General features: G+C 54.0%; 23 protein-coding genes. 8 read left to right on the forward strand and 15 right to left on the reverse strand.

Features of this window, described 5'->3' with window-relative positions; all coding sequences use genetic code 11:
• Positions 1-10 precede the first annotated feature (10 nt).
• The gene (locus E6C51_RS01310) at positions 11-988 is read right to left on the reverse strand and encodes an endonuclease/exonuclease/phosphatase family protein (protein WP_190234774.1); all 978 of its coding nucleotides are present in this window, start codon (positions 986-988) and stop codon (positions 11-13) included.
• A gap of 648 nt (positions 989-1,636) precedes the next feature.
• On the opposite strand from E6C51_RS01310, the gene petA reads away from it, so the two are divergent.
• From petA to E6C51_RS01330, 4 genes are all read left to right on the forward strand, one after another.
• Positions 1,637-2,239, forward strand: a complete 603-nt coding sequence (gene petA / locus E6C51_RS01315) for a ubiquinol-cytochrome c reductase iron-sulfur subunit (protein WP_407920761.1) — start codon at positions 1,637-1,639, stop codon at positions 2,237-2,239.
• 13 nt (positions 2,240-2,252) lie between these two features.
• Positions 2,253-3,521, forward strand: a complete 1,269-nt coding sequence (locus E6C51_RS01320; RefSeq protein ID WP_190234775.1) for a cytochrome b — start codon at positions 2,253-2,255, stop codon at positions 3,519-3,521.
• 26 nt (positions 3,522-3,547) lie between these two features.
• Positions 3,548-4,402 (forward strand): cytochrome c1, encoded by an 855-nt coding sequence (locus tag E6C51_RS01325; RefSeq protein WP_146933277.1) that lies wholly within the window; start codon positions 3,548-3,550, stop codon positions 4,400-4,402.
• 221 nt (positions 4,403-4,623) lie between these two features.
• The gene (locus E6C51_RS01330) at positions 4,624-5,166 is read left to right on the forward strand and encodes an adenine phosphoribosyltransferase (protein WP_190234776.1); all 543 of its coding nucleotides are present in this window, start codon (positions 4,624-4,626) and stop codon (positions 5,164-5,166) included.
• A 51-nt stretch (positions 5,167-5,217) separates the two neighbouring features.
• On the opposite strand, the gene E6C51_RS01335 is transcribed toward E6C51_RS01330, so the two are convergent.
• The 5 genes from E6C51_RS01335 to ychF form a co-directional block, all read right to left on the reverse strand.
• Complete coding sequence (locus E6C51_RS01335; RefSeq protein ID WP_146933281.1) at positions 5,218-5,697, reverse strand: glutathione peroxidase; 480 nt, start codon at positions 5,695-5,697, stop codon at positions 5,218-5,220.
• Between the two features lies 1 nt (position 5,698).
• Positions 5,699-6,178, reverse strand: coding sequence for a MaoC family dehydratase (locus tag E6C51_RS01340; RefSeq protein ID WP_190234777.1), 480 nt, complete (start codon positions 6,176-6,178; stop codon positions 5,699-5,701).
• Positions 6,175-6,639: a MaoC family dehydratase gene (locus E6C51_RS01345; RefSeq protein WP_190234778.1), complete on the reverse strand. Its 465-nt coding sequence runs from the start codon at positions 6,637-6,639 to the stop codon at positions 6,175-6,177. Before E6C51_RS01345 ends, E6C51_RS01340 begins: the two co-directional genes overlap by 4 nt.
• Before the next feature lie 137 nt (positions 6,640-6,776).
• The gene (locus E6C51_RS01350; protein WP_190234779.1) at positions 6,777-8,270 is read right to left on the reverse strand and encodes a hypothetical protein; all 1,494 of its coding nucleotides are present in this window, start codon (positions 8,268-8,270) and stop codon (positions 6,777-6,779) included.
• Between the two features lie 180 nt (positions 8,271-8,450).
• On the reverse strand, positions 8,451-9,554 hold the full coding sequence (gene ychF / locus E6C51_RS01355) for a redox-regulated ATPase YchF (protein ID WP_146933290.1): 1,104 nt from the start codon (positions 9,552-9,554) through the stop codon (positions 8,451-8,453).
• Between the two features lie 140 nt (positions 9,555-9,694).
• Between ychF and clpS the strand changes: the two genes are divergently transcribed.
• Entirely contained in the window at positions 9,695-10,006 is a 312-nt protein-coding gene (clpS, locus tag E6C51_RS01360; protein ID WP_146933292.1) for an ATP-dependent Clp protease adapter ClpS, read from the forward strand.
• 18 nt (positions 10,007-10,024) lie between these two features.
• On the opposite strand, the gene E6C51_RS01365 is transcribed toward clpS, so the two are convergent.
• The 6 genes from E6C51_RS01365 to E6C51_RS01390 all read right to left on the reverse strand — a co-directional run bounded on the left by E6C51_RS01365 (position 10,025) and on the right by E6C51_RS01390 (position 15,879).
• Entirely contained in the window at positions 10,025-10,453 is a 429-nt protein-coding gene (locus E6C51_RS01365) for a PACE efflux transporter (RefSeq protein WP_190234780.1), read from the reverse strand.
• 149 nt (positions 10,454-10,602) lie between these two features.
• Positions 10,603-11,058: a GNAT family N-acetyltransferase gene (locus E6C51_RS01370; protein WP_190234781.1), complete on the reverse strand. Its 456-nt coding sequence runs from the start codon at positions 11,056-11,058 to the stop codon at positions 10,603-10,605.
• A 1-nt stretch (position 11,059) separates the two neighbouring features.
• Positions 11,060-11,785: an aminoacyl-tRNA hydrolase gene (pth, locus tag E6C51_RS01375; protein ID WP_190234782.1), complete on the reverse strand. Its 726-nt coding sequence runs from the start codon at positions 11,783-11,785 to the stop codon at positions 11,060-11,062.
• A 65-nt stretch (positions 11,786-11,850) separates the two neighbouring features.
• On the reverse strand, positions 11,851-12,609 hold the full coding sequence (locus tag E6C51_RS01380; RefSeq protein ID WP_190234783.1) for a substrate-binding periplasmic protein: 759 nt from the start codon (positions 12,607-12,609) through the stop codon (positions 11,851-11,853).
• Positions 12,610-12,659: 50 nt separating this feature from the next.
• Positions 12,660-15,032 carry a putative bifunctional diguanylate cyclase/phosphodiesterase gene (locus E6C51_RS01385; protein WP_190234784.1) on the reverse strand — a complete coding sequence of 791 codons (2,373 nt, stop codon included), beginning with the start codon at positions 15,030-15,032 and terminating at the stop codon, positions 12,660-12,662.
• Between the two features lie 247 nt (positions 15,033-15,279).
• Entirely contained in the window at positions 15,280-15,879 is a 600-nt protein-coding gene (locus E6C51_RS01390) for a 50S ribosomal protein L25/general stress protein Ctc (RefSeq protein ID WP_146933302.1), read from the reverse strand.
• A gap of 292 nt (positions 15,880-16,171) precedes the next feature.
• Between E6C51_RS01390 and E6C51_RS01395 the strand changes: the two genes are divergently transcribed.
• The 3 genes from E6C51_RS01395 (at position 16,172) to E6C51_RS01405 (ending at position 19,236) form a co-directional block, all read left to right on the forward strand.
• On the forward strand, positions 16,172-17,128 hold the full coding sequence (locus E6C51_RS01395; RefSeq protein WP_146933849.1) for a GAF domain-containing protein: 957 nt from the start codon (positions 16,172-16,174) through the stop codon (positions 17,126-17,128).
• Between the two features lie 135 nt (positions 17,129-17,263).
• Positions 17,264-18,778 carry an aldehyde dehydrogenase gene (adh, locus tag E6C51_RS01400; RefSeq protein ID WP_146933304.1) on the forward strand — a complete coding sequence of 505 codons (1,515 nt, stop codon included), beginning with the start codon at positions 17,264-17,266 and terminating at the stop codon, positions 18,776-18,778.
• Between the two features lie 86 nt (positions 18,779-18,864).
• On the forward strand, positions 18,865-19,236 hold the full coding sequence (locus E6C51_RS01405; RefSeq protein WP_146933306.1) for a DUF779 domain-containing protein: 372 nt from the start codon (positions 18,865-18,867) through the stop codon (positions 19,234-19,236).
• 143 nt (positions 19,237-19,379) lie between these two features.
• On the opposite strand, the gene E6C51_RS01410 is transcribed toward E6C51_RS01405, so the two are convergent.
• From E6C51_RS01410 to E6C51_RS01420, 3 genes are all read right to left on the reverse strand, one after another.
• The gene (locus E6C51_RS01410) at positions 19,380-20,213 is read right to left on the reverse strand and encodes a hypothetical protein (RefSeq protein WP_190234785.1); all 834 of its coding nucleotides are present in this window, start codon (positions 20,211-20,213) and stop codon (positions 19,380-19,382) included.
• A 424-nt stretch (positions 20,214-20,637) separates the two neighbouring features.
• On the reverse strand, positions 20,638-21,573 hold the full coding sequence (locus tag E6C51_RS01415) for a ribose-phosphate pyrophosphokinase (protein ID WP_190234786.1): 936 nt from the start codon (positions 21,571-21,573) through the stop codon (positions 20,638-20,640).
• A 215-nt stretch (positions 21,574-21,788) separates the two neighbouring features.
• Positions 21,789-22,721, reverse strand: coding sequence for a hypothetical protein (locus E6C51_RS01420; protein WP_190234787.1), 933 nt, complete (start codon positions 22,719-22,721; stop codon positions 21,789-21,791).
• Between the last annotated feature and the right edge of the window lie 60 nt (positions 22,722-22,781).

A 22,781-nucleotide genomic window follows, 5' to 3' on the forward strand; every position in this document is an offset into this window, starting at 1 on the left:
TTGCCGCCGTTCAATTCGAGCCAGGCTGGCTATCAGATTTTGCAATCATAAGATCAGCAATCAACCCATAATGGTTAGAGCCAAAATTGGATGGAATACGGCTGAGTTTTTGTGCCATCAGCGGAGTACGAATATAAATATGGTCGATGGGAATACCAAAACGCCCCAAGCGAACCGGCCATGTGGCTGGCTCCCAGCCGGTGGTTGTCAGGCCGGTGTGCTTCAACAGCGCCTGCATGTCCGGGGCAATGGTTGCGGCATTAAAATCACCAGCCAGCAGCAAGGGGCCATTGGTTGTGCTCAGAACCTGGCTTAAAATATCAAGCTCTTCTGCATGGTAATCGTCGAAATAAGGCTTGCTGAGATGCGCGGCAGCCAGCTGCAGGGCAGTGCCTGCGATATGGACTCTCGCCATCGCAAACCGGTCTTTACGTAAATCGCTCAAATTGCCCACATAAATCATATCCAGCGGGTATTTTGACAGCAGCATCAAATCGCAGGTCGCGGTGTGTTCGCCGCAGCCAATTCGATAGGGATAGAGTTTGGACAATCGCTCAAGATGCAGGGCAACCGGGGCGGCCTCCATAATATAGGCAATGTCTGCGTCGGTCTTTTCGATGAAATCCGCAATCTTCGTGCTGTTTTTAATATTGTCACCCAACACGTTGAAGGAGAGCACCCGAAGCTTTTGCATGCTGGCCAGATTGCCAGAGCGCAGGTTGTCTGGGATGGGCGGCGGAAGCGATTGCCACATCATCCACACAGCATGAAAGAAAATGAACAATGTCATCATCAGCATAAACAAGGTGAAGCTGCTGGGCCTGATGATGACACATGCAAGGGCCAGCACTATAAGGGCAAGGCCAGCTTGCAGCTGCAAGCTGAAGACCACGCTGACGCCCCAGAAATTTGTCGTGTAGCGCAAGGCGAAGACAGCAAGGCCCAGGCAGAGCAGTGTTGCTAAAATATGCAGGAACATTGCTCTCATGGATCTCTTCATTGACGGTTGCGACTGCGGCTGCATCCTTGTGGCATTTGATAAAGCGTGGGGCGCTCAAATGCGTATCACGTGATTCGCGCCTCCCACTATAGCCAATTATGTCGGCATATCTCTCTTTCGAAGTCCGGGTAAGGTTTGAGCAGCTTTCTGTGGTGTGAACTGCTCAGGTGCTGGTCACGAAATTTTGCGACGCAATAGTCGTATATGCAGTGCGGCATACTTGACAATTTTCAAACTGCCTTGGCAGAAAAATGCCGCCAAAATGGGTGATTTGCAAAGCGTGCCGTCTTGATAATGCGCAAACCCCTGCATTTAAAAGGGAAATTTTATATCCTAAAACTCTAACTTTTTCCGCGACATGTTGCCTCCTTTGCGGTTGAAGACTGGACAGATTTCACCGGTGTGCTTAGAAATTGTCTTATGGGCGGTGAATCTATGGCGGCTTTGTGGCACATTGATTTTTCGCTGGGGGGCGCTGCTGCTTCTCACTGCATTGTGAACGCTTTCGAAAGAGAGATTTCCCGGCGCAGGCGATGGGCAGCAGATGGTACGTGAATGAGCGTTTTTTGCGGGTCGGTCTTGGCGCGCGGCGCTCAAACGGTTTGTCGCAAGTGTTGCGAAGAGGATGGTTTGACCGTGAGCGAACACAATACACAGAGTGAGAGCATGGCCGGGGTTGGTGGCGAAGGCGGGCACGAACCCACGCGCCGGGATTTCCTTTACCTCACAACTGGCATGGCAGGTGCGGTGGGTGCCGTTGCTGTTGCCTGGCCTTTTATTGATCAGATGCGGCCTGATGCCTCAACCTTGGCGCTTGCCTCGATTGAGGTTGATGTGTCGGCGCTTCAGCCCGGCATGTCTTTGACGGTCAAGTGGCGGGGCAAGCCGGTGTTCATCCGCAACCGCACCGACAAGGAAGTGGAGGAGGCCAAGGGCGTGCCCATGGCCGAGCTGAAAGATCCGCTATCGCGCAATGCCAATCTGGCCGCCGATGCAACCGCAAGCGATGTTGATCGCTCGGCCGGGAAGGGCAAGGAAAACTGGATCGTTATGATCGGCTCCTGCACCCATCTGGGTTGCGTGCCTTTGGGGCAGGCGGGGGAATATGGCGGGTGGTTCTGTCCCTGCCACGGCTCGGTTTATGATACCGCAGGCCGTATTCGCAAAGGCCCGGCACCGGAAAACCTGCATATTCCAAATTATGCATTCGTGACCGATTCTGTTATCAAAATCGGCTGAGGGGGAGATATTTATGAGTGGGCATTCCAGTTACCAGCCTCAATCCGGGCTGACACGGTGGATCGATCAGCGCTTGCCATTGCCGCGCCTCGTTTACGATAGTTTTGTTGCTTTTCCTGTGCCGCGCAACCTCAACTACGCCTATACATTCGGGGCGATGTTGTCGGTCATGCTGGTGGTGCAGATTTTGACCGGTGTGGTCTTGGCCATGCATTATGCAGCCGATACGACGGTTGCGTTCAACTCGGTTGAAAAAATTGCCCGTGATGTCAATCACGGCTGGCTGTTGCGCTATATGCACGCCAATGGCGCATCTTTTTTCTTCATTGCTGTTTATCTGCATATTGGTCGCGGCCTCTATTATGGCTCCTACAAGGCCCCACGCGAAATTCTCTGGATGCTCGGCGTGGTCATCTTCCTTCTGATGATGGCAACGGCTTTCATGGGCTATGTTCTGCCCTGGGGTCAGATGTCGTTCTGGGGGGCGACCGTTATCACCGGCTTCTTCTCAGCCTTTCCCTGGGTTGGCGAGTGGATTCAAACCTTCCTTCTCGGCGGCTTTGCGGTGGATCAGCCAACCCTCAACCGCTTCTTCTCGCTGCATTACCTGCTGCCCTTCATGATCGCCGGTGTGGTGATCCTCCATATCTGGGCCTTGCATGTGACCGGCCAGACCAACCCGACCGGTGTTGAAATCAAGCACAAGACCGATACGGTGCCGTTTACACCCTATGCGACGCTCAAGGATGCGTTCGGTGTATCGATCTTCCTGATCGCCTATGCGTGGTTTGTGTTCTATATGCCAAACTTCCTGGGCCATCCTGATAACTACATCATGGCGGACCCTTTGAAGACACCAGCGCATATCGTGCCTGAATGGTACTTCCTGCCGTTCTACGCCATGCTGCGCGCCATCACCTTCAACATCCTGTTCATCGATTCCAAACTCGGTGGCGTGTTGGTGATGTTTGGTGCCATTATCGTGCTGTTCTTCCTGCCCTGGCTGGATACATCCAAGGTGCGCTCGGCTGTGTATCGCCCATGGTACAAGCTGTTCTTCTGGCTGTTTGCAGCCGATTGCATTCTGCTGGGCTGGCTTGGCTCGCGCCAACCCACCGACACCTACACTTTGATGGCGCAGTTTGGCACGCTCTACTATTTCGGCTTCTTCCTGGTGATCATGCCATTGCTGGGTCTGTTTGAAACGCCGCGTCGCGTGCCAAACTCGATCACCGAGGCCGTTTTGGAAAAGAATGCGAAATCGGCAAAGGCAGCCGTTTGATACGGGCTCAGGAGAGGATTAATTTTATGAAAAAGCTTGTTTCAAGCCTCCTGTGTCTGGTCTTTGCAACAGGTCTTGGCCTGTCGGCAGCCATCGCACAGGAACATGCGGAAGGCGAAACCCCGCATTATCCGCTGCATAAGCCACGCAATCAGGAATGGAGCTTTGCCGGACCTTTTGGCAAATATGACAAGGGCCAGCTCCAGCGCGGATTGAAGGTCTATAAGGAAGTGTGCTCGGCTTGCCACTCCATGAATCTGGTGGCGTTTAGAACGCTGGGAGAGCTTGGCTATTCGGAAGCACAGGTGAAAGCCTTTGCTGCCGAATATGAAGTGCAGGATGGCCCGAACGCCTCAGGCGATATGTATACCCGCAAGGCGGTGCCTTCGGATTACTTCCCCTCGCCATTCCCGAACCATGAAGCGGCGGCGGCCGCCAATAATGGTGCAGCACCGCCAGATATGTCTTTGCTGGCCAAGGCACGTGGTATTGAGCGCGGGTTCCCGACTTTCCTGTTTGATATTTTCACCCAATATCAAGAGGGTGGACCGGATTACATCTATTCGCTGTTGACCGGCTATCAAGAGCCACCAGCCGGTGTCGAAGTGGCGCAAGGCACTCATTACAACCCTTACTTCGCCAACGCATCGGCGCTGGCTATGGCACCACCGCTCAGCGATGGACAAGTGACCTATGATGATGGCGCACCGCAAACCCTGGATCAATATGCCAAGGACGTTTCCGCATTCCTGATGTGGGCCGCAGAGCCGCATCTGGAAGAGCGCAAGCGCACCGGCTTTATGGTTTTGGTGTTTCTGCTGATCTTCTCGGGTTTGATTTATCTGACCAAGAAGTCGGTTTATTCAAACAAGCCACACTGATGGATTGTGCCTCACAAAAGCTTTTGGAAAGGCGGCTCTTGGGCCGCCTTTTTTGTTGGGGCTTATCGCTAATCTTGATAGAGTCAGTTGCAAATAAAGCCTGTCGCCGTGAATAGGATTCACGGCGACAGGCTTTAGATTTTATTGTGCCGCATGTCGCGTTTTATTGAGGACAATAAAACGCGACATGCTTTAGAAAATCCGCAGACCCGGAACTGACAATGACAAAATTCTCCCAGGAGCTTTCCGACACCATCCGCTCCATTCCTGATTATCCCAAGCCGGGCATTATCTTTCGCGACATCACCACGCTGCTGGGCAATCCGCGCGCTTTTCGCCGCGCTGTTGATGAGCTGGTGCAGCCCTATGCTGGCATGAAGATCGACAAGATTGCCGGCATGGAGGCGCGTGGCTTTATTCTTGGTGGTGCAGTTGCTCATCAGCTGTCAGCGGGCTTTGTGCCGATCCGCAAAAAGGGCAAGCTGCCCCATGATACGGTCAGCATTGCCTATAGTCTTGAATATGGTCTGGACGAGATGGAAATGCATGTCGACGCCGTGCAGCCCGGAGAAAAGGTCATTCTTGTTGACGACCTGATCGCCACCGGCGGCACGGCCGTGGGTGCCGTGCAGCTTTTGCGCCAGATTGGTGCGGATGTGGTGTCCGCCTGCTTCGTGATTGATTTGCCCGATCTCGGTGGCCGCAAAAAGCTCGAAGCGCTGGACGTGGATGTACGCACGCTGGTAGAATTTTCCGGCCATTGACCGGGTTCATCTCAGCGCCATAGTCTTGATTACGGCGCTGAGATAGAATCGTTAGCCCTTCACGGCCTTGGCAATATCGTCCTCAATCTCTTCCGGCTTGGTCAGAGGGGCAAACCGGGACAGTGGTGTACCATCGCGGCCAATCAGGAATTTGGTGAAATTCCATTTGATCGCCTCGGTGCCGAGAATGCCCGGCACTTCGTGGGTGAGGTATTTGTAGAGCGGGTGCGCGCCTTCGCCGTTGACCTCAATCTTGGAAAACATCGGGAAGGACACTTTGAAATTGATGTCGCAAAAGCTGGCGATTTCGGCTTCGCTGCCCGGCTCTTGTGCGCCAAACTGATTGCAGGGAAAACCAAGCACGACGAGATCATCCTTGAAGCGCTGTTGCAGCGCTTCCAGCCCGGCATATTGCGGCGTCAGCCCGCAGGCGCTGGCTGTGTTGACAATCAGCAGCAGTTTTCCTGAAAATTCGGCGAGTTTGCGTTCCTGGCCGGTAATATCCTTGGCTGAAAAATCATGCACATTCATGTCATTCTCCCGCATTCGTAAACTCGAGAACGTTGCTGGTAAAACGCAGCACGGGCTCACCCTTCTGGTTAAAGCCTTCGGCGGTGCTGCTGTTCAGCCGCCAGCCGGGGCGCGATTTCAGCGCGCGGCCGCCAGAGGCTGTCAGACTATAGGTGATGTCATCCCCCGCATAGACCGGCTTGAGCCAGACCAGATCCTGAAATCCGGGTGAGGGGCCGAGCGTGGGCGGGTTTTTGCCGTCTTTGCTCAAAGCTGTGACGGTTTCATTCCAATAATCGTAAAAGGTGCGCATCCAGCCAGCGCAAGTATGCCAACCTGAGGCACAAAGCCCGCCAAACACAAAATCTTTTGCCGCTTCTGCATCAACGTGAAAGGGTTGCGGGTCGAACTTTTTGGCAAAGCGCATGATGTCTTCGGCGGAAAAATGCCGTGTGCCAAGGATGACCTTTTGCTCCGGTGGAAAAATGTCGAGCATCATCATTGGGCGACTCCTGGCACCTGGCGCATGCGGACCATGGCGGCATTGCGGGCATTGAGAACATTATCGCCATGCTGGTTTACCAAGCGATGGCGGGTGGTGATCACACCAATGCCCGGACGCGAGCGCAAGGGCCGCATTTCTTCCACGGTGGTGTGTCCGCTAAGGGTATCGCCAGCCATCACAGGCTTTTTCCATTCGACAAATTCAATGCCGGGTGCCCCTTCGCCATGGCATTTGAGCACGTAGGCATCAATCATCATCCGCATCAGCAGGGCAGAGGTGTGCCAGCCAGAGGCAGCCAACCCGCCCAGCAGGCTGGCCTTGCCAGCCTCTTCGCTCAAATGCATGGGCTGAGGATCAAATTCTGCGGCAAATTCGATGATCTCTTCCGCAGTCACCGTGATGGGACCAAGCTGGATCTCCTGTCCGACCGCAAAATCCTCATAAAAGAGTTTATCCATAGTGTCGCGTTTCCTCCCGCTTCCCTGTGGCGCGCAACAGGCATTGCTCTTTGGTTGCTGCGCACCATTCCATCTTCTTGTATCCGAGTTTTTGCACCTGCGTACAGGGCGCAGGTGCAAAGATTTTTCTCACGCCCTCATTGTTGCGGGGCAGGGGGCGCGATGGATTGCTTTGGGGCGGAGGGAAGCTGAAATTCGTGGCCATTGATTTTGATTTGCCCGGCACTGTCGCTTTCAACGTGCCAGAGGTTATCTCCATTGCTGTCCGTCTTGGCAAAGCCTTTGGCCATCATCATAAAGAAGGCCGCCTGCCCCAGCTTGGGCTCTTGTTTGGCGTGGGACGAGAGATATTCGATTGTCTTGTCCAAGCCCTTGGCGCGGATGGTGACATCGGCCTGCGGCTTATCTGGTCCGCTCATCGCGATAATGGTCTTGCCGGTGACTGTCACGTCATAGAGTGAAGATGCGGCATGGCTGCCGTCAAAGGTCAGTGTCAGAGTGTTGTCGGGGAAAAACTGACGGCGAATTTCGGCAGTCTCTGGCGGTGTCATCTGACGCCCCGGCGTGAAATCCACATTGTCCATCATGTAAACAACGCCATTTTGCGTATTGATGCCGCTGGCGGCGACATTGATGTGAAGATCATCCGGGATGAGGGAGGTGAACGTTGGAGGCAGCATGCCGGGTGGCAGTTTCAGGCCCGCAAGGTCCAGCCCGATCGCATAGCGGGCATCATTTCGAATGCCATTGGCATTGAGGTTCAGCCCGTAGTTTTTGACGCCAAATGTGGCACCGTTCGTACTGACCTGAACATCGTGATAGACAATGTTTTGCGAGGCGTTTTGAAACAATGGGAAACTGCTGCGAAACAGCGTTTTCAAGCGTTCCTTGTCATCCAGTCTGATGTGCTTGTTGGGCACATTCTGAAGCAGAATGGACACCATTTCCTGCAAAGCTTGCATGGAAAGACCGGTTATGTTGCCTTCTCCTGCACCGGAGGCGGCCTGAAACAACGTGCCTGGCTTGTTCGCCGGGTTCATTGTCTGAGAGTAATCCTTGATCGTCATGGTATTTTTGACGTTGAGCGTGTTGTTATCACCCTTTTCGCTGCTCAAGCTATAATCCAACGAGCCAAGGCCGATATCGAAAGATTGAGCCGGATTTTTCGAGGTGACGCGCAAGTTCTGCGCTTTTAACGTCGCGGATTTGGCATAGCGCAGGGCTGGATCAAAAATGCCATTATATTGAGAGGACGCAATGGCATATTCGACATCTGTCGGGCCCTGCGGCGACTGGAATTGCGCTTTGACATCCAGATTGGATTGTTGGTCCAGCTGCCACAGCCCGTCATCCGTTGGTCGCAGGCGATAGACCCACGGCGTCAACCCTGAAATCTTGATGTCCTTCTTCTTGTCGAGAGAAAACAATTCCATGGGATCCACGGTTACCTGATAGGCGTCGCCTTTTGCCTGCACGGTAATTGCGCCCGCCGGGATCATGCCCTTGGGCAGGATGGATGTGAGATTGGTTTCAATCTCTTTTGCCTGTTCCGGCGTAATCTCGCTGGCGTGGGCGGCTCCGCTCATCAGAGCGGCGACAATAAACATGGACCGTATCGGCAGTGGGGACATGGTGTGCCTCTTTATTGTTGGATTGGCAAAATCGATTGAAATGTCGCAGTGATATTGGGCGCTTGTTGCCATTTTTAAAGGCGAGGCGACGGCTTATTTCTCCCCTGTTTCCTGCATTTCGCCACAAAAAAGGAGGCTGTTGCCAGCCTCCTTTGGTAAACCATGCCTTTGGTGGCCTGATCAGGTGTTGAAACGGAAATGGATGACGTCGCCGTCATGCACCACATATTCCTTGCCTTCATCACGTGCTTTGCCAGCTTCCTTGGCGGGCACTTCACCGCCCAGAGTGACGTAATCATCATAGGCAATGGTGAAGGCACGGATAAAGCCGCGCTCGAAATCGGTGTGGATTACGCCAGCGGCTGCCGGTGCCTTGGTGCCGCGACGAATGGTCCAGGCGCGGGTTTCCTTGGGGCCAACCGTGAAATAGGTGATCAGGTCAAGCAGGTGATAGCCAGCACGGATCAGGCGGTCGAGGCCAGCTTCTTCAAGGCCCAGCGCGGAGAGGAATTCCTTGGCTTCTTCGTCAGGCAATTGCGCCACTTCGGCTTCAATCGCGGCCGAGATGATCACGGTTTCCGCGCCTTGCGCATCGGCCATGGCCTGTACGGCCTTGGTATGCTCATTGCCGTTCACGGCATCAGATTCGGCCACGTTGCACACGTAAAGGACGGGGTGCGAGGTCAGCAGATTGAGACCCTTGAGGATTTCGCGCTCCTCGGCATCCACGGTTTTCAGCAGCAGACGGGCTGGCTTGCCGTCTTGCAACAACTTCAGGGCGGCTTCCATCATTGGCAATTGTGCCACTGAATCCTTATCCTTGGAGGTGGCACGCTTGCGGGTCTGTTCGGTGCGACGCTCAAGGCTTTCCAAATCGGCCAGCATCAGCTCGGTTTCAATGGTTTCGGCATCGCCAACCGGATTGATGCGCCCTTCTACATGGGTGATGTCGTCATCTTCAAAGCAGCGCAAAACATGCACTACTGCATCGACTTCGCGGATATTGGCCAGAAACTTGTTGCCCAGACCTTCGCCCTTGGAGGCACCACGCACCAGACCAGCAATGTCAACGAAGGAAATCCGGGTCGGGATGATTTCCTTGGAACCGGCAACGGCGGCCAGCTTGTCCATGCGCGGATCAGGCACGGCCACTTCGCCAGTGTTGGGCTCAATGGTGCAGAAGGGATAGTTGGCAGCCTGTGCCGCCGCTGTTTTGGTGAGTGCGTTGAAGAGGGTGGACTTGCCAACATTCGGCAGGCCAACGATACCGCATTTAAAGCCCATGGGTGTTTTCCGTGGTTCAATTGAAATCTGTTGCCTTGCGTATGGGGGAACGGATGCTTGTGGTCAAGGCTTTGGTGCCTGTTGAAGCAATCTCCAATTCGCATTATGCTGTTTTTATTCTTCGCTGACGGGAGTTGCCAGTGCCTCGTAAAGACATTGCCCTACAGCCAAAACTGCAATCCAGATTGCAGTTGCAAAAGCCGAAGCTTTACAAAGTCATTCTCAACAATGACGACTATACCCCGCGCGAATTCGTGACCATCGTTTTGAAGGCGGTGTTTCGCATGAGCTCGGAGACCAGCAACCGGGTGATGATGACTGCTCACCGGTTCGGCAAGGCCGTGGTGGTGGTCTGCACCAAGGATATTGCCGAAACCAAATCCATCGAAGCCAATGACCTCGCCAAAGAGGCGAATTTTCCGCTGCTGTTTACCACAGAGCCGGAAGAGTAAAGCATGGTGCGGTCCACCTCAGCCGTTTTGTCGAGACTGCGAAAAGGGGAAAAGGCGGTCGTAGATGAGGTTGAAAAGGAACGCATAAACCACATAGAACAGTGACAGTGACACATCCAAAATCAGCGCCTCCACCAAGGTTATGCCAAGATAGAGTGCAACCAGCGGCGCAAGAATGGCCAATAATCCGGCCTCAAACAGGATGGCATGAAAAACGCGGATCGGTATCGTCTTGTTCAGATCGCCTTTCACCCGCTTCATGCCGATGTCGAAGAGCAGGTTATAGATATAATTCCACCCGGTCGCCACCACAGCGCTGCCAATGGTGATCAGCCCAATGTCGTTCGCGGGCATGTGAAAGAACAGAATACCAAGTGGAATAATGATGAGAAGGGCGATGACTTCAAACACGATGGCGTGTTGTACTCGGTCTCTGACGGTTTTCATGGAAAATGCTCCCTGATTTGGTTGCATAATTCCTTAAACCAATGTTGTTTCAAGGATTTATGCAGCAGGGTCGTCCCCAATGAAGCAGATGGCACGAAGTCGTCTTCGTTGCTGGGCTATTTAGGATACGGATGGCACCATTTCAAGTCTTATCCGTCTCGGCGCACCTGAAAGCCGGTTTTGTTTTGCACAAAGCCGCAGGCTTCATAGAACTTATGAATGCTTGGGTCGGTGCGGCCCGTCAGCAGCATGGCTTTGTAGCAACCTGCCTGCCATGCGGCCTCAATGGCGTGGCAAACCACCGCCTTGCCAAAGCCTTGGCCGCGATGACTGACGGCGCTGACCACATTTTCAATCAGGGCATAGGGCCTGCCGCCACGGGTGAGATTGGGAATCACCACAAGTGATGCGGTTGCCACGGGCATGTCTGCATCAAGGGCCAGAAATATCGTCAGACCGGGGTGGTTCAGAATGGCCGCATATTTCTCGCGCACGAGGTCAGGCTTCAAGAGATCGTCATCACTGTTCAATTCCTGATATAGCGACAGAATGCTTTCAAGATCATCAGCTCGGGCGCTACGAATGGTGATGGGGCGCGTGCTCATCTCAATCCTTCTTGGCACCAAACATCTTCTTCAGCATTTCTGCCATCGGGCCAGTTTCCGGCAGTTTTTTCGGCTGTGCGCTGTTGCGGGCTTGATGGATATGCGATTTCGCTGGCTTATTCGGCGGTTTGGGGGCTTTCTGCTTTTCCTCTTCCGCCTTTGCCCCTGTGGCCAAGGCCAGCTTGTTGAGCAATTGGCTGTCTTCGCCGCGCACCAGCATATCGGCATTGTCAGCCAGTGCTTCCAGCAGCGGCTCCAGCCATTCCGCATCAAGCTTGCCAAAATCGCCCAACACATGGCCTTGCACGCGGGATTTATCGCCCGGATGGCCAATGCCGAGCCGCAGGCGGCGATAGTTCAAACCGCAATGGGCGTCGAGGGATTTGATACCATTGTGACCGCCATGGCCGCCGCCCAGCTTGATGCGGGCCTTGCCGGGCATCAGATCCAGCTCATCATAAATCGCCACCAACTGCTCTGGCCCAAGCTTGTAAAAGCGCAGTGCCTCGCCAACCGATTCGCCAGACAGGTTCATAAACGTCTGCGGTTTCATCAGCAGCACTTTTTCGCCAGCCAAAGTGCCGTCGGCAATCTCGGCCTTGAACTTCTTGCTCCAGGGCGAAAATCCGTGGCGGCGATGAATGGCATCAAGCGCCATGAAGCCAATGTTATGGCGGTTTCCAGCATATTGGGAGCCTGGGTTTCCCAGTCCGGCAAGAACGATCATGGTGTGGTCCTGAAGCTGTTTTTTAAGGGTCGCCACCAATGCGACGCGGTGGCTGTACCACGAATTCAGGGGGAGATCATCAGGCCGTAGCGTTTAAAAATCTCCTGCTGCTGGCCACTGGCAATCAACCTGTTCAGGCTCGCCTGCATTTTGGCAATCTGTGCATCGGGAACGGATTTGCTGCACGCCAGCGCAAAAGTTTGCTGGGTCATGACAAACTGTTGCTCCAATGGATAGCCACGCCCGACCAGATCGTGAAAGAATTTCTCCGACAAGGGGACAAGATCGATGCGTCCGATTTCCAGCTTTTTCAATGTCAGATCGAGGCTCGAGGCAAGGTCAATCTCCGTGAAGCCGTGTTTCTCCAGAAAGGCCTGAGTATAATCATCACGTTGCGTGCCAACGCGATAGCGGCGAGCCTGTTCGAGATTATCGACATGAACACCGGAGCCTTTCCTGGCCGTCATGATGCTGCGATCCAGCGACAATGGTTCAACCCATTTGAACATCGGATCGCGCTCTGGCGTATGGGCTGTGGAGAAAACACAGGTTGGCGTGTTCAATTGCGCCATCGCATAGGCCCGCGCCCATGGCATGAGCTCGACCGAATAGGGGATACCTGTGTCTTTCAGGATCAGCACCATTTGATCATAGCCAGCCCCTTTGTAAACGCCGTCTTCGACATAATTATAGGGCGGATAATCCTCGGTGGTGAAGGTGATGCGGTCCTCGGCGCGGGCGGTCGTCGTCAAGGCCGACAATAGCCATACACTGCCCAAGGCGAGATTTCTGGTGGCTTTGATCAAGACAGATGCTCGTTTCATGGCTCAGTCTTTGTTCGAGCGAGAAGATAATAGGGCCGTCACAGTGCTGGTCACACGACCTTCAGCGCCGGAATGTCCTTGTGGAGAATGCGGTCGCGCAATTGTTCAAACGAAAGCGGACGATCAAAAAGATAGCCTTGGCCGTAATCGACACCAATGGCTTGTAGCAGATACCGCTGCTCTTCGGTCTCTATCCCCTCAGCCACCACAGTGCATTTCATCTTGTGGGAGATTGCGGTGATGCCTTCAATCAGCATGCGGCTGCGATCGCGTGTTTCTTGAACATCGCCTGTCATGGAGCGAATGAAGGACTGGTCGATCTTGACGATATTGACCATAAACCGGCTGAGATAACTGAGCGATGAATAGCCGGTGCCAAAATCATCCAGGGCAATCCGGCACCCAAAATCGGCAATTTTGCGCAAAATTGTCTGGATGCCTGGATTGTCATGCAGCATGGTTGCTTCGGTGATTTCAATCACAATCCGCGAGGGATCAATATTAAACAGATGGACAATGCTGGCCAGCCAAACGGGTAGGCTCGGCTCGATCTGCAAAGGCGACAAATTGACGGCCAGATAGGATGTATTGTCGCCGCTCAGCGCGGAAAGAGCGGTAAAATGCTCGAATGCTTTGCCAAAAACCTGCTTGCCAATATCGTGAATGGCACCGGTTTCCTCGGCGGTTGCGATAATATCAAAAGGAGCCATAACGCCGTGCTCGGGGTGATGCAGACGCATAAGCGCTTCATAGCCGATAATACGATTGGTTTTCAGATCAATGATCGGCTGTAAATATGCGTCAAACCACTCGTTTTCCAAGGCTTTTTCAATGGTTTGCTCAATTTCGGCGCGCTTGCGGGTGTTGCGTCCGATGGTGTCGTCAAACACCTGAAGACCATTCTTGCCGTCGCGCTTGCGATCATACATGGCCATGTCGGCCTTTTGCAGCAGCTCAGACGCGTTGTCGGCGTGTTGCGGATAAAGTGCTATGCCGATGCTGGCGCTGAGGCGAGTTGATGTGCCCTTGATGATAAAGGGTGCCTCAAACAGCTTGCAAATGTCTGCGGCCAAATTGGTTGCCGCCGTTTCGCAATCATTGGCGCGCAGCAAAATGGCAAATTCGTCGCCGCCAATGCGCGCGGCAATGGAGTTTTGCGGCAAAAGATTGACAATCATGCTGACAATCAGTTGCAGGGTTTTATCGCCGGCATGATGGCCCAGATTGTCATTGATCCATTTAAAGCGATCCAGATCCACAAACAGACAGGCAAGAGAGCCGCCATATTTGTCGGTCTCGGCAATCTCGCTGTCCAGCGCCATCTCAAAGCCCTGGCGGTTTATCAGTCCGGTCAGATGATCGGTGAGGGCCTGGCGACGATTGCGCGCTTCCGCTTGCTTGAGCGCGGTAATATCCGTCATCACGCTCAGAGACATCCGCTTTTGCATGGGGGAGATCTTGGGGCTGGATTCAACGATCAAAACATCCATGATGCTGCCGTCGGCACAGACGAATTTGGTGGTGTGTTCCCACCTTGCGGCAGCGTTAGCGTTGTCTTTACGGGTTTCGTAGGCCTGACGACCGCTTTCACTCAGCAGTTCGGCGAAGAACAGGCCAATGACGTTCTCGCGTCTATATCCCGTTGCCAACACCCAATGATCACTGACGCCGATGATGCGATCATATTGATCCAGCGAATATAACATGGCCGGGGTGGCATTATAGGTCTCAGTCGCCAGCCTGTGGGCGTTTTTCAGTTCGTTCTCTTCTTGTTGCAGCTTGAGCTGCATGGTGTTGAAACTGTCGGCCAACTGGCCCATTTCGTCATTTGAGGCCCAGTCAACGCTGTGTCGTGAGCCAAGCTGCTGGGTTGCCTCAATGGCGGCGGTCAATTTGGCAAGGGGCCGCATGACCATCATCCGGTTGCCGAACACGGTGGTGCCGATGACAATCAGCAAAGCGCCGGAGAAAATGGCGACAAGAATTCTCTCATTACTATCCACGCTCGAGAAAAAGCCGGTGGGCTGAAAGAACAGCGTGATGGTGCCGACCTGTTTGGGGCCATCAATATGTTGATAGATGATGTTCTCGGACAAGGATGTTATGTTCAATGCTGGCGAGAGCGGCGCTGAAGGCAAGGTGATATCGATGTCGCCCGTCTGATCCTTGACCGTGACGCGCATGACGCTGGCATCCGATACAACGGCCGCTGCAATCTGCCTGACGCTCTCGGCATCAAAATCCCACAAGGGCTTTGCCATCGCCTTTGCATTTGCGGTGAGTAACACGGAGATATTGTGTCTTTGCTCGGTTGATGCGTTAGAAGATGCAAGCCAAAGGAACAGTGTGAAGAGCGGAACGATGCAGACAAACACCGTGCAGGCCACCAGTGCTAGAAAACGGCGCTCCACCGAGCTCTTCATCGGTACACGCAACAAACATTGGTTGATATATTTGAATACAATTTCTGGTCCCCGTTCTTTTGATTTTTGGGGATGATAATTCACTTCATTTGTTAATGTTAGCTAAAAATGTCGCGTGTAGCGCGAAAATATAAAGGCGTTCGCCATGAAAAAACCCGCCAGAAGGCGGGTTTAAACGATTTAGAAGAATGTTGCGTAGGACTATGCTTGAAACTTTTCAGTTTCATGCATTGAAACGCTGTGCTGATTAAGCAGTTGGTTCTTCTTCTTCGGTAACGCCAGCAGCCGGAGCAACAATGGTTGCAACGGTGAAGTCACGGTCAGTGATAACCGGGCTTGTGCCAGAAGGAAGCTTGATGGCGGAGATGTGAATGCTGTCGCCAACCTTCAGACCGGTCAGGTCGAATGTCAGAGCTTCTGGAATGGCGTTAGCCAAAGCGTGCAGTTCAACTTCGTGACGAACGATGTTCAGCACGCCGCCGGTCTTGATTGCAGACTTTTCTTCGTTGATGAAGTGCACTGGAACCGAAACCACAACGTGGCTGTTTGCGGTAACGCGCAGGAAGTCAACGTGCATGGTGAAGTCGCGAACCGGGTCCAGCTGGTAGTCCTTCGGCAGAACGCTGATCTTTTCGCCATTGACGTCAATGGTGGCAACCGTGGTCATGAAACCGCCAGCGTGAATACGCTTGGTGACTTCATTGGTGTTCAGGGTAATAGCAATAGGGGCCTGCTTGTCACCGTAGATGACAGCGGGAATCAAGCCGTTGCGACGAAGTTCACGGGAGGACCCCTTACCAACCCGTTCGCGCGTTTCGGCCTTGAGCTCATAAGTTGCGTTGCTCATGGCAATACCTTTCAAAGTTACTGGAGAGCTCCAGCCGTTGGCATCTGCCAAAGACATGGAACCTGAAGCGATGATGACGATACCGATATCAGGGCTTCATCCGTGTTGCCTCCAAGGGTGTCTACACGGACGGGGGCGCTATAATACGAAAGTGCCGTGCTTGCAAGGCTTGTTAGGGGTTTGATGGCCCTAAAACGCATGATGCGGTGTGCCTGTTGTGTCTTTGCCATTGCCTTTGGCGGTTTGGCGGTTCATCTTGATGGCAGATAAACGTTTGCTTTGGGAGGAGCATATGAATGTCGGATGCAAACACTCGGATACGGTTTATTCCACAGCATTGAAAGGCTCCACGGCGGCGCGCTCGCCGATTGCGGCATCCTGGCGGCGCTGCCTTGATGTGTATGGCTTAAGCCCCGATCAGGCGGCAAAGCCGCGAACGCTGGATCAAGCCGCCTTCCGTCAGGCCCGCGAGCGCATGGATGCTTTGATTGCAGCAAGCTCTGACGAGCTGGACCGCCTGTTTCAAACCGTGGGCCGATCAGGCTGCTGCCTTGTGCTGGCCGATGCGCAGGGCGTGGTGCTGGAGCGGCGCAGTGCCTCTGGCGATGATGCCGATTTTCACCGCTTGGGCCTTTGGGAGCAGGCGGAATGGAGCGAGCAAAGCGTGGGCACCAATGGCATTGGAACGGCCCTTGCCGATGAACGCCCGGTGATCATTCACCGTGATCAGCATTTTCTCAGCGCCAACATTGCCCTCAGTTGCGCAACGGTGCCGGTGCGCGATCATCGGGGTCAGTTGGCCGCAGCCCTTGATATTTCCACCTGCCGACATGATGTGACGGACCTGTCCATGAATATTCTCGCGCAAGCCCTGCGCGATGCGGCGGTGCGGGTGGAAACCAACCTGTTTCGCATGGCCTTTCCCATGGCGCGAATCATCATGCTGCCCAACACCGCGACACCTGCGGCACTGTTGGCCGTGGATGGCGATGATCTGGTGCTGGGCGCAACCCGCGCCGCCAGAATGGCTTTGCAGATTGACGATCAACTGATCGCTGCCGGACTTCCCGCCGCAGACGCTTTGCGGGAAAAACATCATGATGCCGGCGATGATCTGATAGAGGCCGAGCGCTCGGCGCTGAAACGGGTGTTGTCACGCGCCAAAGGCAATGTATCACGCGCCGCCCAGCTTTTGGGTATCAGCCGTGCAACCTTGCATCGAAAAATGAAGCGATTTGATATTCATTGAGGGCTGGGCGCTTCACTGTCTCACGGATGCGACACTGTGCACTGCGGCATTGGTTTTGTGCTCTTTCATCTTGCGCAATCCGGTTGCATCTTTTTCTCACGGTTCCAAACGAACCTTCATCAGGGAGGATGAGACATGAACATTCAGACACAGACCAAAGCCAGCACGCCGTTTAAATTGAAGTACGGCAATTTTATTGGTGGCGAATGGCGTGAGCCGGTGGGCGGCCGGTATTTTGAAAACACCACGCCCGTAACGGGCGGCAAGCTTTGCGATGTAGCGCGCTCCGACGAGAAGGACATCAATCTCGCACTTGATGCCGCCCATGCCGCCAAGGACAAATGGGGCCGCACCTCGGTTGCCGAGCGCGCCAATATACTCAACAAGATTGCCGACCGGATGGAAAGCAATCTTGAGCTTCTGGCGCGGGCGGAAACCTGGGACAATGGCAAGCCTTTGCGCGAAACCATGGCCGCCGACATTCCGCTGGCTATCGACCATTTCCGCTATTTCGCCGCCTGCGTTCGCGCTCAGGAAGGCTCGATTGGCGAAGTGGACCACGACACCGTTGCCTATCATTTCCATGAGCCATTGGGCGTGGTTGGCCAGATCATTCCGTGGAACTTCCCGATTCTGATGGCAGCTTGGAAGCTTGCTCCTGCCTTGGCGGCTGGCAACTGCGTGGTGTTGAAACCTGCCGAACAGACGCCTGCCTCCATTCTGGTGTGGATTGATCTGGTGGGTGATCTCCTGCCAGCCGGTGTGCTCAATATCGTCAATGGTTTTGGCCTTGAAGCGGGCAAGCCTTTGGCATCCAGCCCACGCATTGCCAAGATCGCCTTTACCGGCGAGACCTCGACTGGTCGCTTGATCATGCAATACGCCAGCCAGAACCTCATTCCAGTGACACTGGAACTGGGTGGTAAATCGCCGAACATCTTCTTTGAAGATGTGATGCGTGAAGATGATGATTATCTGGATAAGGCTCTTGAAGGCTTTGCCATGTTTGCCCTCAATCAGGGTGAGGTGTGCACCTGCCCAAGCCGCGCGCTGGTGCACGAAAAGATCTACGATCGGTTCATGGAAAAGGCCGTGAAGCGGGTTGAGGCCATTGTGCAGGGCGACCCGCTCGATATGTCAACCATGATCGGTGCGCAGGCGTCTAACGAGCAATTGGAGAAAATTCTCTCCTATCTCGATATTGGCAAACAGGAAGGTGCCGAAGTGCTGACCGGTGGGTCGCGCAATATGCTGTCTGGCGATTTGGCCGGTGGTTATTACGTGAAGCCGACCGTGTTCAAGGGCCATAACAAGATGCGGGTTTTCCAGGAGGAAATCTTCGGTCCTGTTGTGTCTGTGACCACCTTCAAGGACGAGGCTGAGGCGCTGGAAATTGCCAACGACACGCTCTACGGTCTGGGTGCAGGCGTGTGGAGCCGTGAGGCCAATACATGCTACCGCTTTGGCCGCAACATCCAGGCTGGTCGTGTGTGGACCAATTGCTACCATGCCTATCCAGCCCATGCCGCCTTCGGTGGTTACAAGCAATCGGGCATTGGCCGCGAAACCCACAAAATGATGCTTGATCATTATCAGCAGACCAAGAACATGCTGGTAAGCTACAGCACCAAGGCTCTGGGCTTCTTCTAAGGCTTGAGTGACGTGAAAGCGTGAGACAACATGCTGGCGGAGGCATACCTCCGCCAGTCATTTGGCATTGATGGGAGGCAAGCGGCATGGATCAGCAAATTCCAGAGCAAAGGGTGGTTGCAACGGATGCAGCGCTTGAGCTGATCCGTGAGATCAAGCGCGATTATCCCGAAATTCTGTTTCACCAATCCGGCGGCTGTTGTGATGGCTCGTCGCCGATGTGTTATCCCGCCGATGATTATATCGTTGGCGACACCGATGTGAAGCTGGGTGAGATTGATGGTGTGCCGTTTTACATTCACCAAAGCCAGTATGAGGTGTGGAAACACACGCAATTGATCATCGATGTCGTGAAAGGCCGTGGCGGGATGTTTTCGCTCGATAATGGCCGCGAAAAGCGCTTTTTGACCCGCTCAAAACTGTTTAATGGTGAGGCCTGTCCGCTGCCTCAGCGCTGACAGGCCTGTTGCACAGTTCCTTAGAGTTTGTCAGGGAAAAGTGGAATCCGGTTTTCCCGAAAAGACAAACTCAAACAAAGAAGTTTAGAGTCTGTCTGGTTCAATCTGAACCTGACAGACTCTAAATCTGAACCGGGCAAAGTTTAAAGAAACCCGCAGCGCGCGCAGGCGCGATCAATGATGGCAAGCTTGATGCATTGAGCGCGGGCATATTCTGCGCGAAACTCGTTGGAAATCCAAAGCTCGGAACGGCCGCGCGGGCCCAGCCAGCCAATAGTGCCAACTTTCGCAGCATCAAGCAATTTACGGGTGAGATGGGTTCGCGACAGATGGAAGATCTCAGACATGGTCTGAATGGAGACGATACCGACTGGTATGCGTTTGGCGTCTGCATCAACTGGCTGAGAATTGGCAATCAACCAGTCAATGATGATATTACCATTGTTCAGCCATATAAAGGGATCGAACACTTTCGGCTGGTCACGCAGTTCTGCGGTCTGCATGAAATCCGCTGTGATGAGCGGATGGATCTTGCCCATGTCTCGACCCGAGGCATGAAATTTTTGAACCCGGTTTCCGTTATCAAAACGGTCGAGTGTCTCGAGATGGAGCTCCAACCAATTCAGGGCTGCATTGATGCTCATGTCTGATGGCACAATTGGGCGGCTGCGCCGGTCTTGCGCTGTAATCGGGGAGACGATGCCGTAGACTTCCATTTCCTTGAGGAAAGCATCTGCTGTGTTGCGGCTGGCGACATCATTGTCTTCGATTCGATCAAAAAACCGCGCCGGTAAAATCTGTCCGGTCTCGAAATATTGTACCAGCGCAATATGCGCCAGCAGCCAGCGCTGATGGCTGGCAAAAATCCGCGCAACAAGAGGAATTTCTTTAAAACGTGACAAAAAGCCCGCCGCCTGCTGGCGTATGAAATCATGGGCATGAGGATGGGCCAGCATGATATCGCTTGTTAACGCCATGGGCGGTTCTAGCTTGTCACCGGGAGGAGTGTGATCGCTGGCGATATGGGCGTGCATGGTAGGGTTAGGGTCCTCAATCCCGATGTATGGTCAATAAAAGCGTTTTGCGTTCAGCAGCGCGCGCGCCCGACAGTGTAATGCTATCAGATTACTTTTCCATCAAATTTAAAGAGGGTTTGCCGCGATGATCGCAATTCATGGAACCGCACCAGCATGATTGATAAGGGCGGCTCGTGTCACGGCGCTGTAATACCCCATCCCCGGCGTGCAGCGCCTCTCACCATATATGGCGCAGAAAGGGCGCTGTAACATTTTTAATCTACTGTAATTCCATAAATCGATTGCCGGCGCGGCAATTATGCATGAGATGCAAAGCATCGGACCAAAAAGCGGAAAACGGTTTTCGGTCCGATGTTTTATCTGCTCAATCGTCGAACAGGCTGGAAACCGAGGCCTCCGCGCTGGTGCGGTCAATGGCTTCACCCAAAAGCGTTGCTGCACTGACAACACGGATATTGGGGGCTGACAGCACAGCCGTTGTGGGCTGGATGGAATCGGTGATCACCAATTCGCGCAATTTGGATGAGGAAACGCGGGCAACCGCGCCGCCAGACAATACGCCATGGGTGATATAGGCGGTGACGCTGTTGGCACTCTGCTTCAAAAGCGCTTCGGCTGCGTTGCACAAAGTGCCGCCGGAATCGATGATGTCGTCGATCAGGATGCAATCCTTGCCGGTCACATCGCCAATCACATTCATGACTTCAGATTCGCCTGGGCGGTCGCGGCGCTTGTCAACAATGGCCAAGAGACAGTCGAGCCGCTTGGCAAGTGAGCGGGCACGGGCAACGCCGCCAACGTCTGGCGAGACCACCATCAGGTTTTTCAGGTCGTAATGCTGTTTAATGTCGCGGGTCAAAAGCGGTGCGGCATAGAGATTGTCGGTGGGAATATCGAAAAAGCCCTGAATCTGGGCTGCATGGAGATCCATGGTCATCACGCGGTCGGCACCGGCCTCGGTGATGAGATTGGCCACCAGCTTGGCCGAAATGGGCGTACGAGAGCCCGATTTACGATCCTGACGGGCATAGCCGAAATAAGGAATAACGGCTGTGATGCGCTTGGCCGAAGACCGGCGGAAGGCATCAATCATGATCAGCAGTTCCATCAGGTGGTCATTGGTGGGAAAAGAGGTGGGCTGGATGACAAATACATCCTCGCCGCGCACGTTTTCCTGAATTTCCACGAAGATTTCCTGGTCAGCAAAGCGCCGAACGCTGGCCTTTCCAAGCGGAAGATTGAGATATTTACAGATTGCTTCTGCAAGTTGCCGGTTTGAATTACCTGCGAAGACCTTCATGTATGTCCGCCTGTTTGCAAGCTGGCGCTAAAGCTGCGGGACCGTTATTGATCGGGCTTAGCCTTACGCGGCAGATCTAAAACTGTTAGCACGAAGCGAGCGTATTTTCAGTGATACGCGGCGCTCTCTTGCGGGCTTTTTAGCGCCCTTCGCCTTGAATGCAAGAGGTTTACGCGCTCTTCTGCTGAATTTCGTAAATGGACATGGTTTACGTCCTATCCGGCGCTTTTGGTGCGCCACTCCTGGTAGTCATCCATGGTTTTGGTTGCAATGTTTTGCATGGTCGATGCGGGCACCGATGCCCATGGATCTTTGGCCTTGCCGGGCACGGTTTCCTGCCCTTGAATACGGTGCAGGCGATTGCCGCTGGCGTCCAGAACATCCCACACATAGACAACCACGGTGCGGCCGCCATCATTATAGGCCGAGAAATAACCTTTCAGGATATGTTGGGCCGGTTCGGTGCTTGAGTCCCGTAAAACAAGGCCTTTTTCCCGCGCTTCCATGCCAAGCTGACGCGACAGCGGCATGACCACTTGCGATGGCGCGCCAATGATGGGCAAAAACCGAATGGCGTTAGCGGAGGCTGGATCGGGCGCAAGGGCGGCTTGCTGCGCGCTTTCCGGGGCAGGGTTTGCTGCCTGCGAAGAGGCTGGGGCCTGCGCCTCCTGACCACCATAAACCGGCGCTTGGCGGGGTTGTGATTGCTCGTTTAAGATGCGGTGGTTTTCCACAGGCTGGCGAGTGCCACCATGGTGCTGTGAGTGTTCTTGCCAGCCAGGATTGTCGCCCAAGGGTTTGGACGCCACGGGATTGTAGCCGTTTTGCAAAGCCTGTGCCTGGGCTTCCAGTGAATTTTGGGGCGAAGGTTGCCCATCTTCAATGGGCTGTTGCGGATAGGAATAGCTCGCTTCGGTTTGCCCGCCCATGGCGCTTGACGAAACGCCCTGATTTTGGACGCCCTGATTTTGGGCGCCCTGATTTTGGGCGATTGCCGTTTGCATGTCGGTTTGGTTCAAAGGGGCGCTATTGCTGATCGAGCCGCTGGTGCCAACATCCAGCGGTGGCGTCAAGGTATCCGAGACCGTGCAGCCTTGAACCATGCTGAGGGCCGCGATCATGGCAGGCCCGGAAACGGAATATCTCATGGCGGCCTCCTGATCGTATTTCCGATTGAAACCAGTGTCCCGCCCGGAAATACGCAAAAA

Origin of the sequence: Gillisella terrae (genome assembly GCF_004801395.1) — a bacterium.
GTDB classification, from domain to species: Bacteria; Pseudomonadota; Alphaproteobacteria; order Rhizobiales; family Rhizobiaceae; genus Allorhizobium; species Allorhizobium terrae.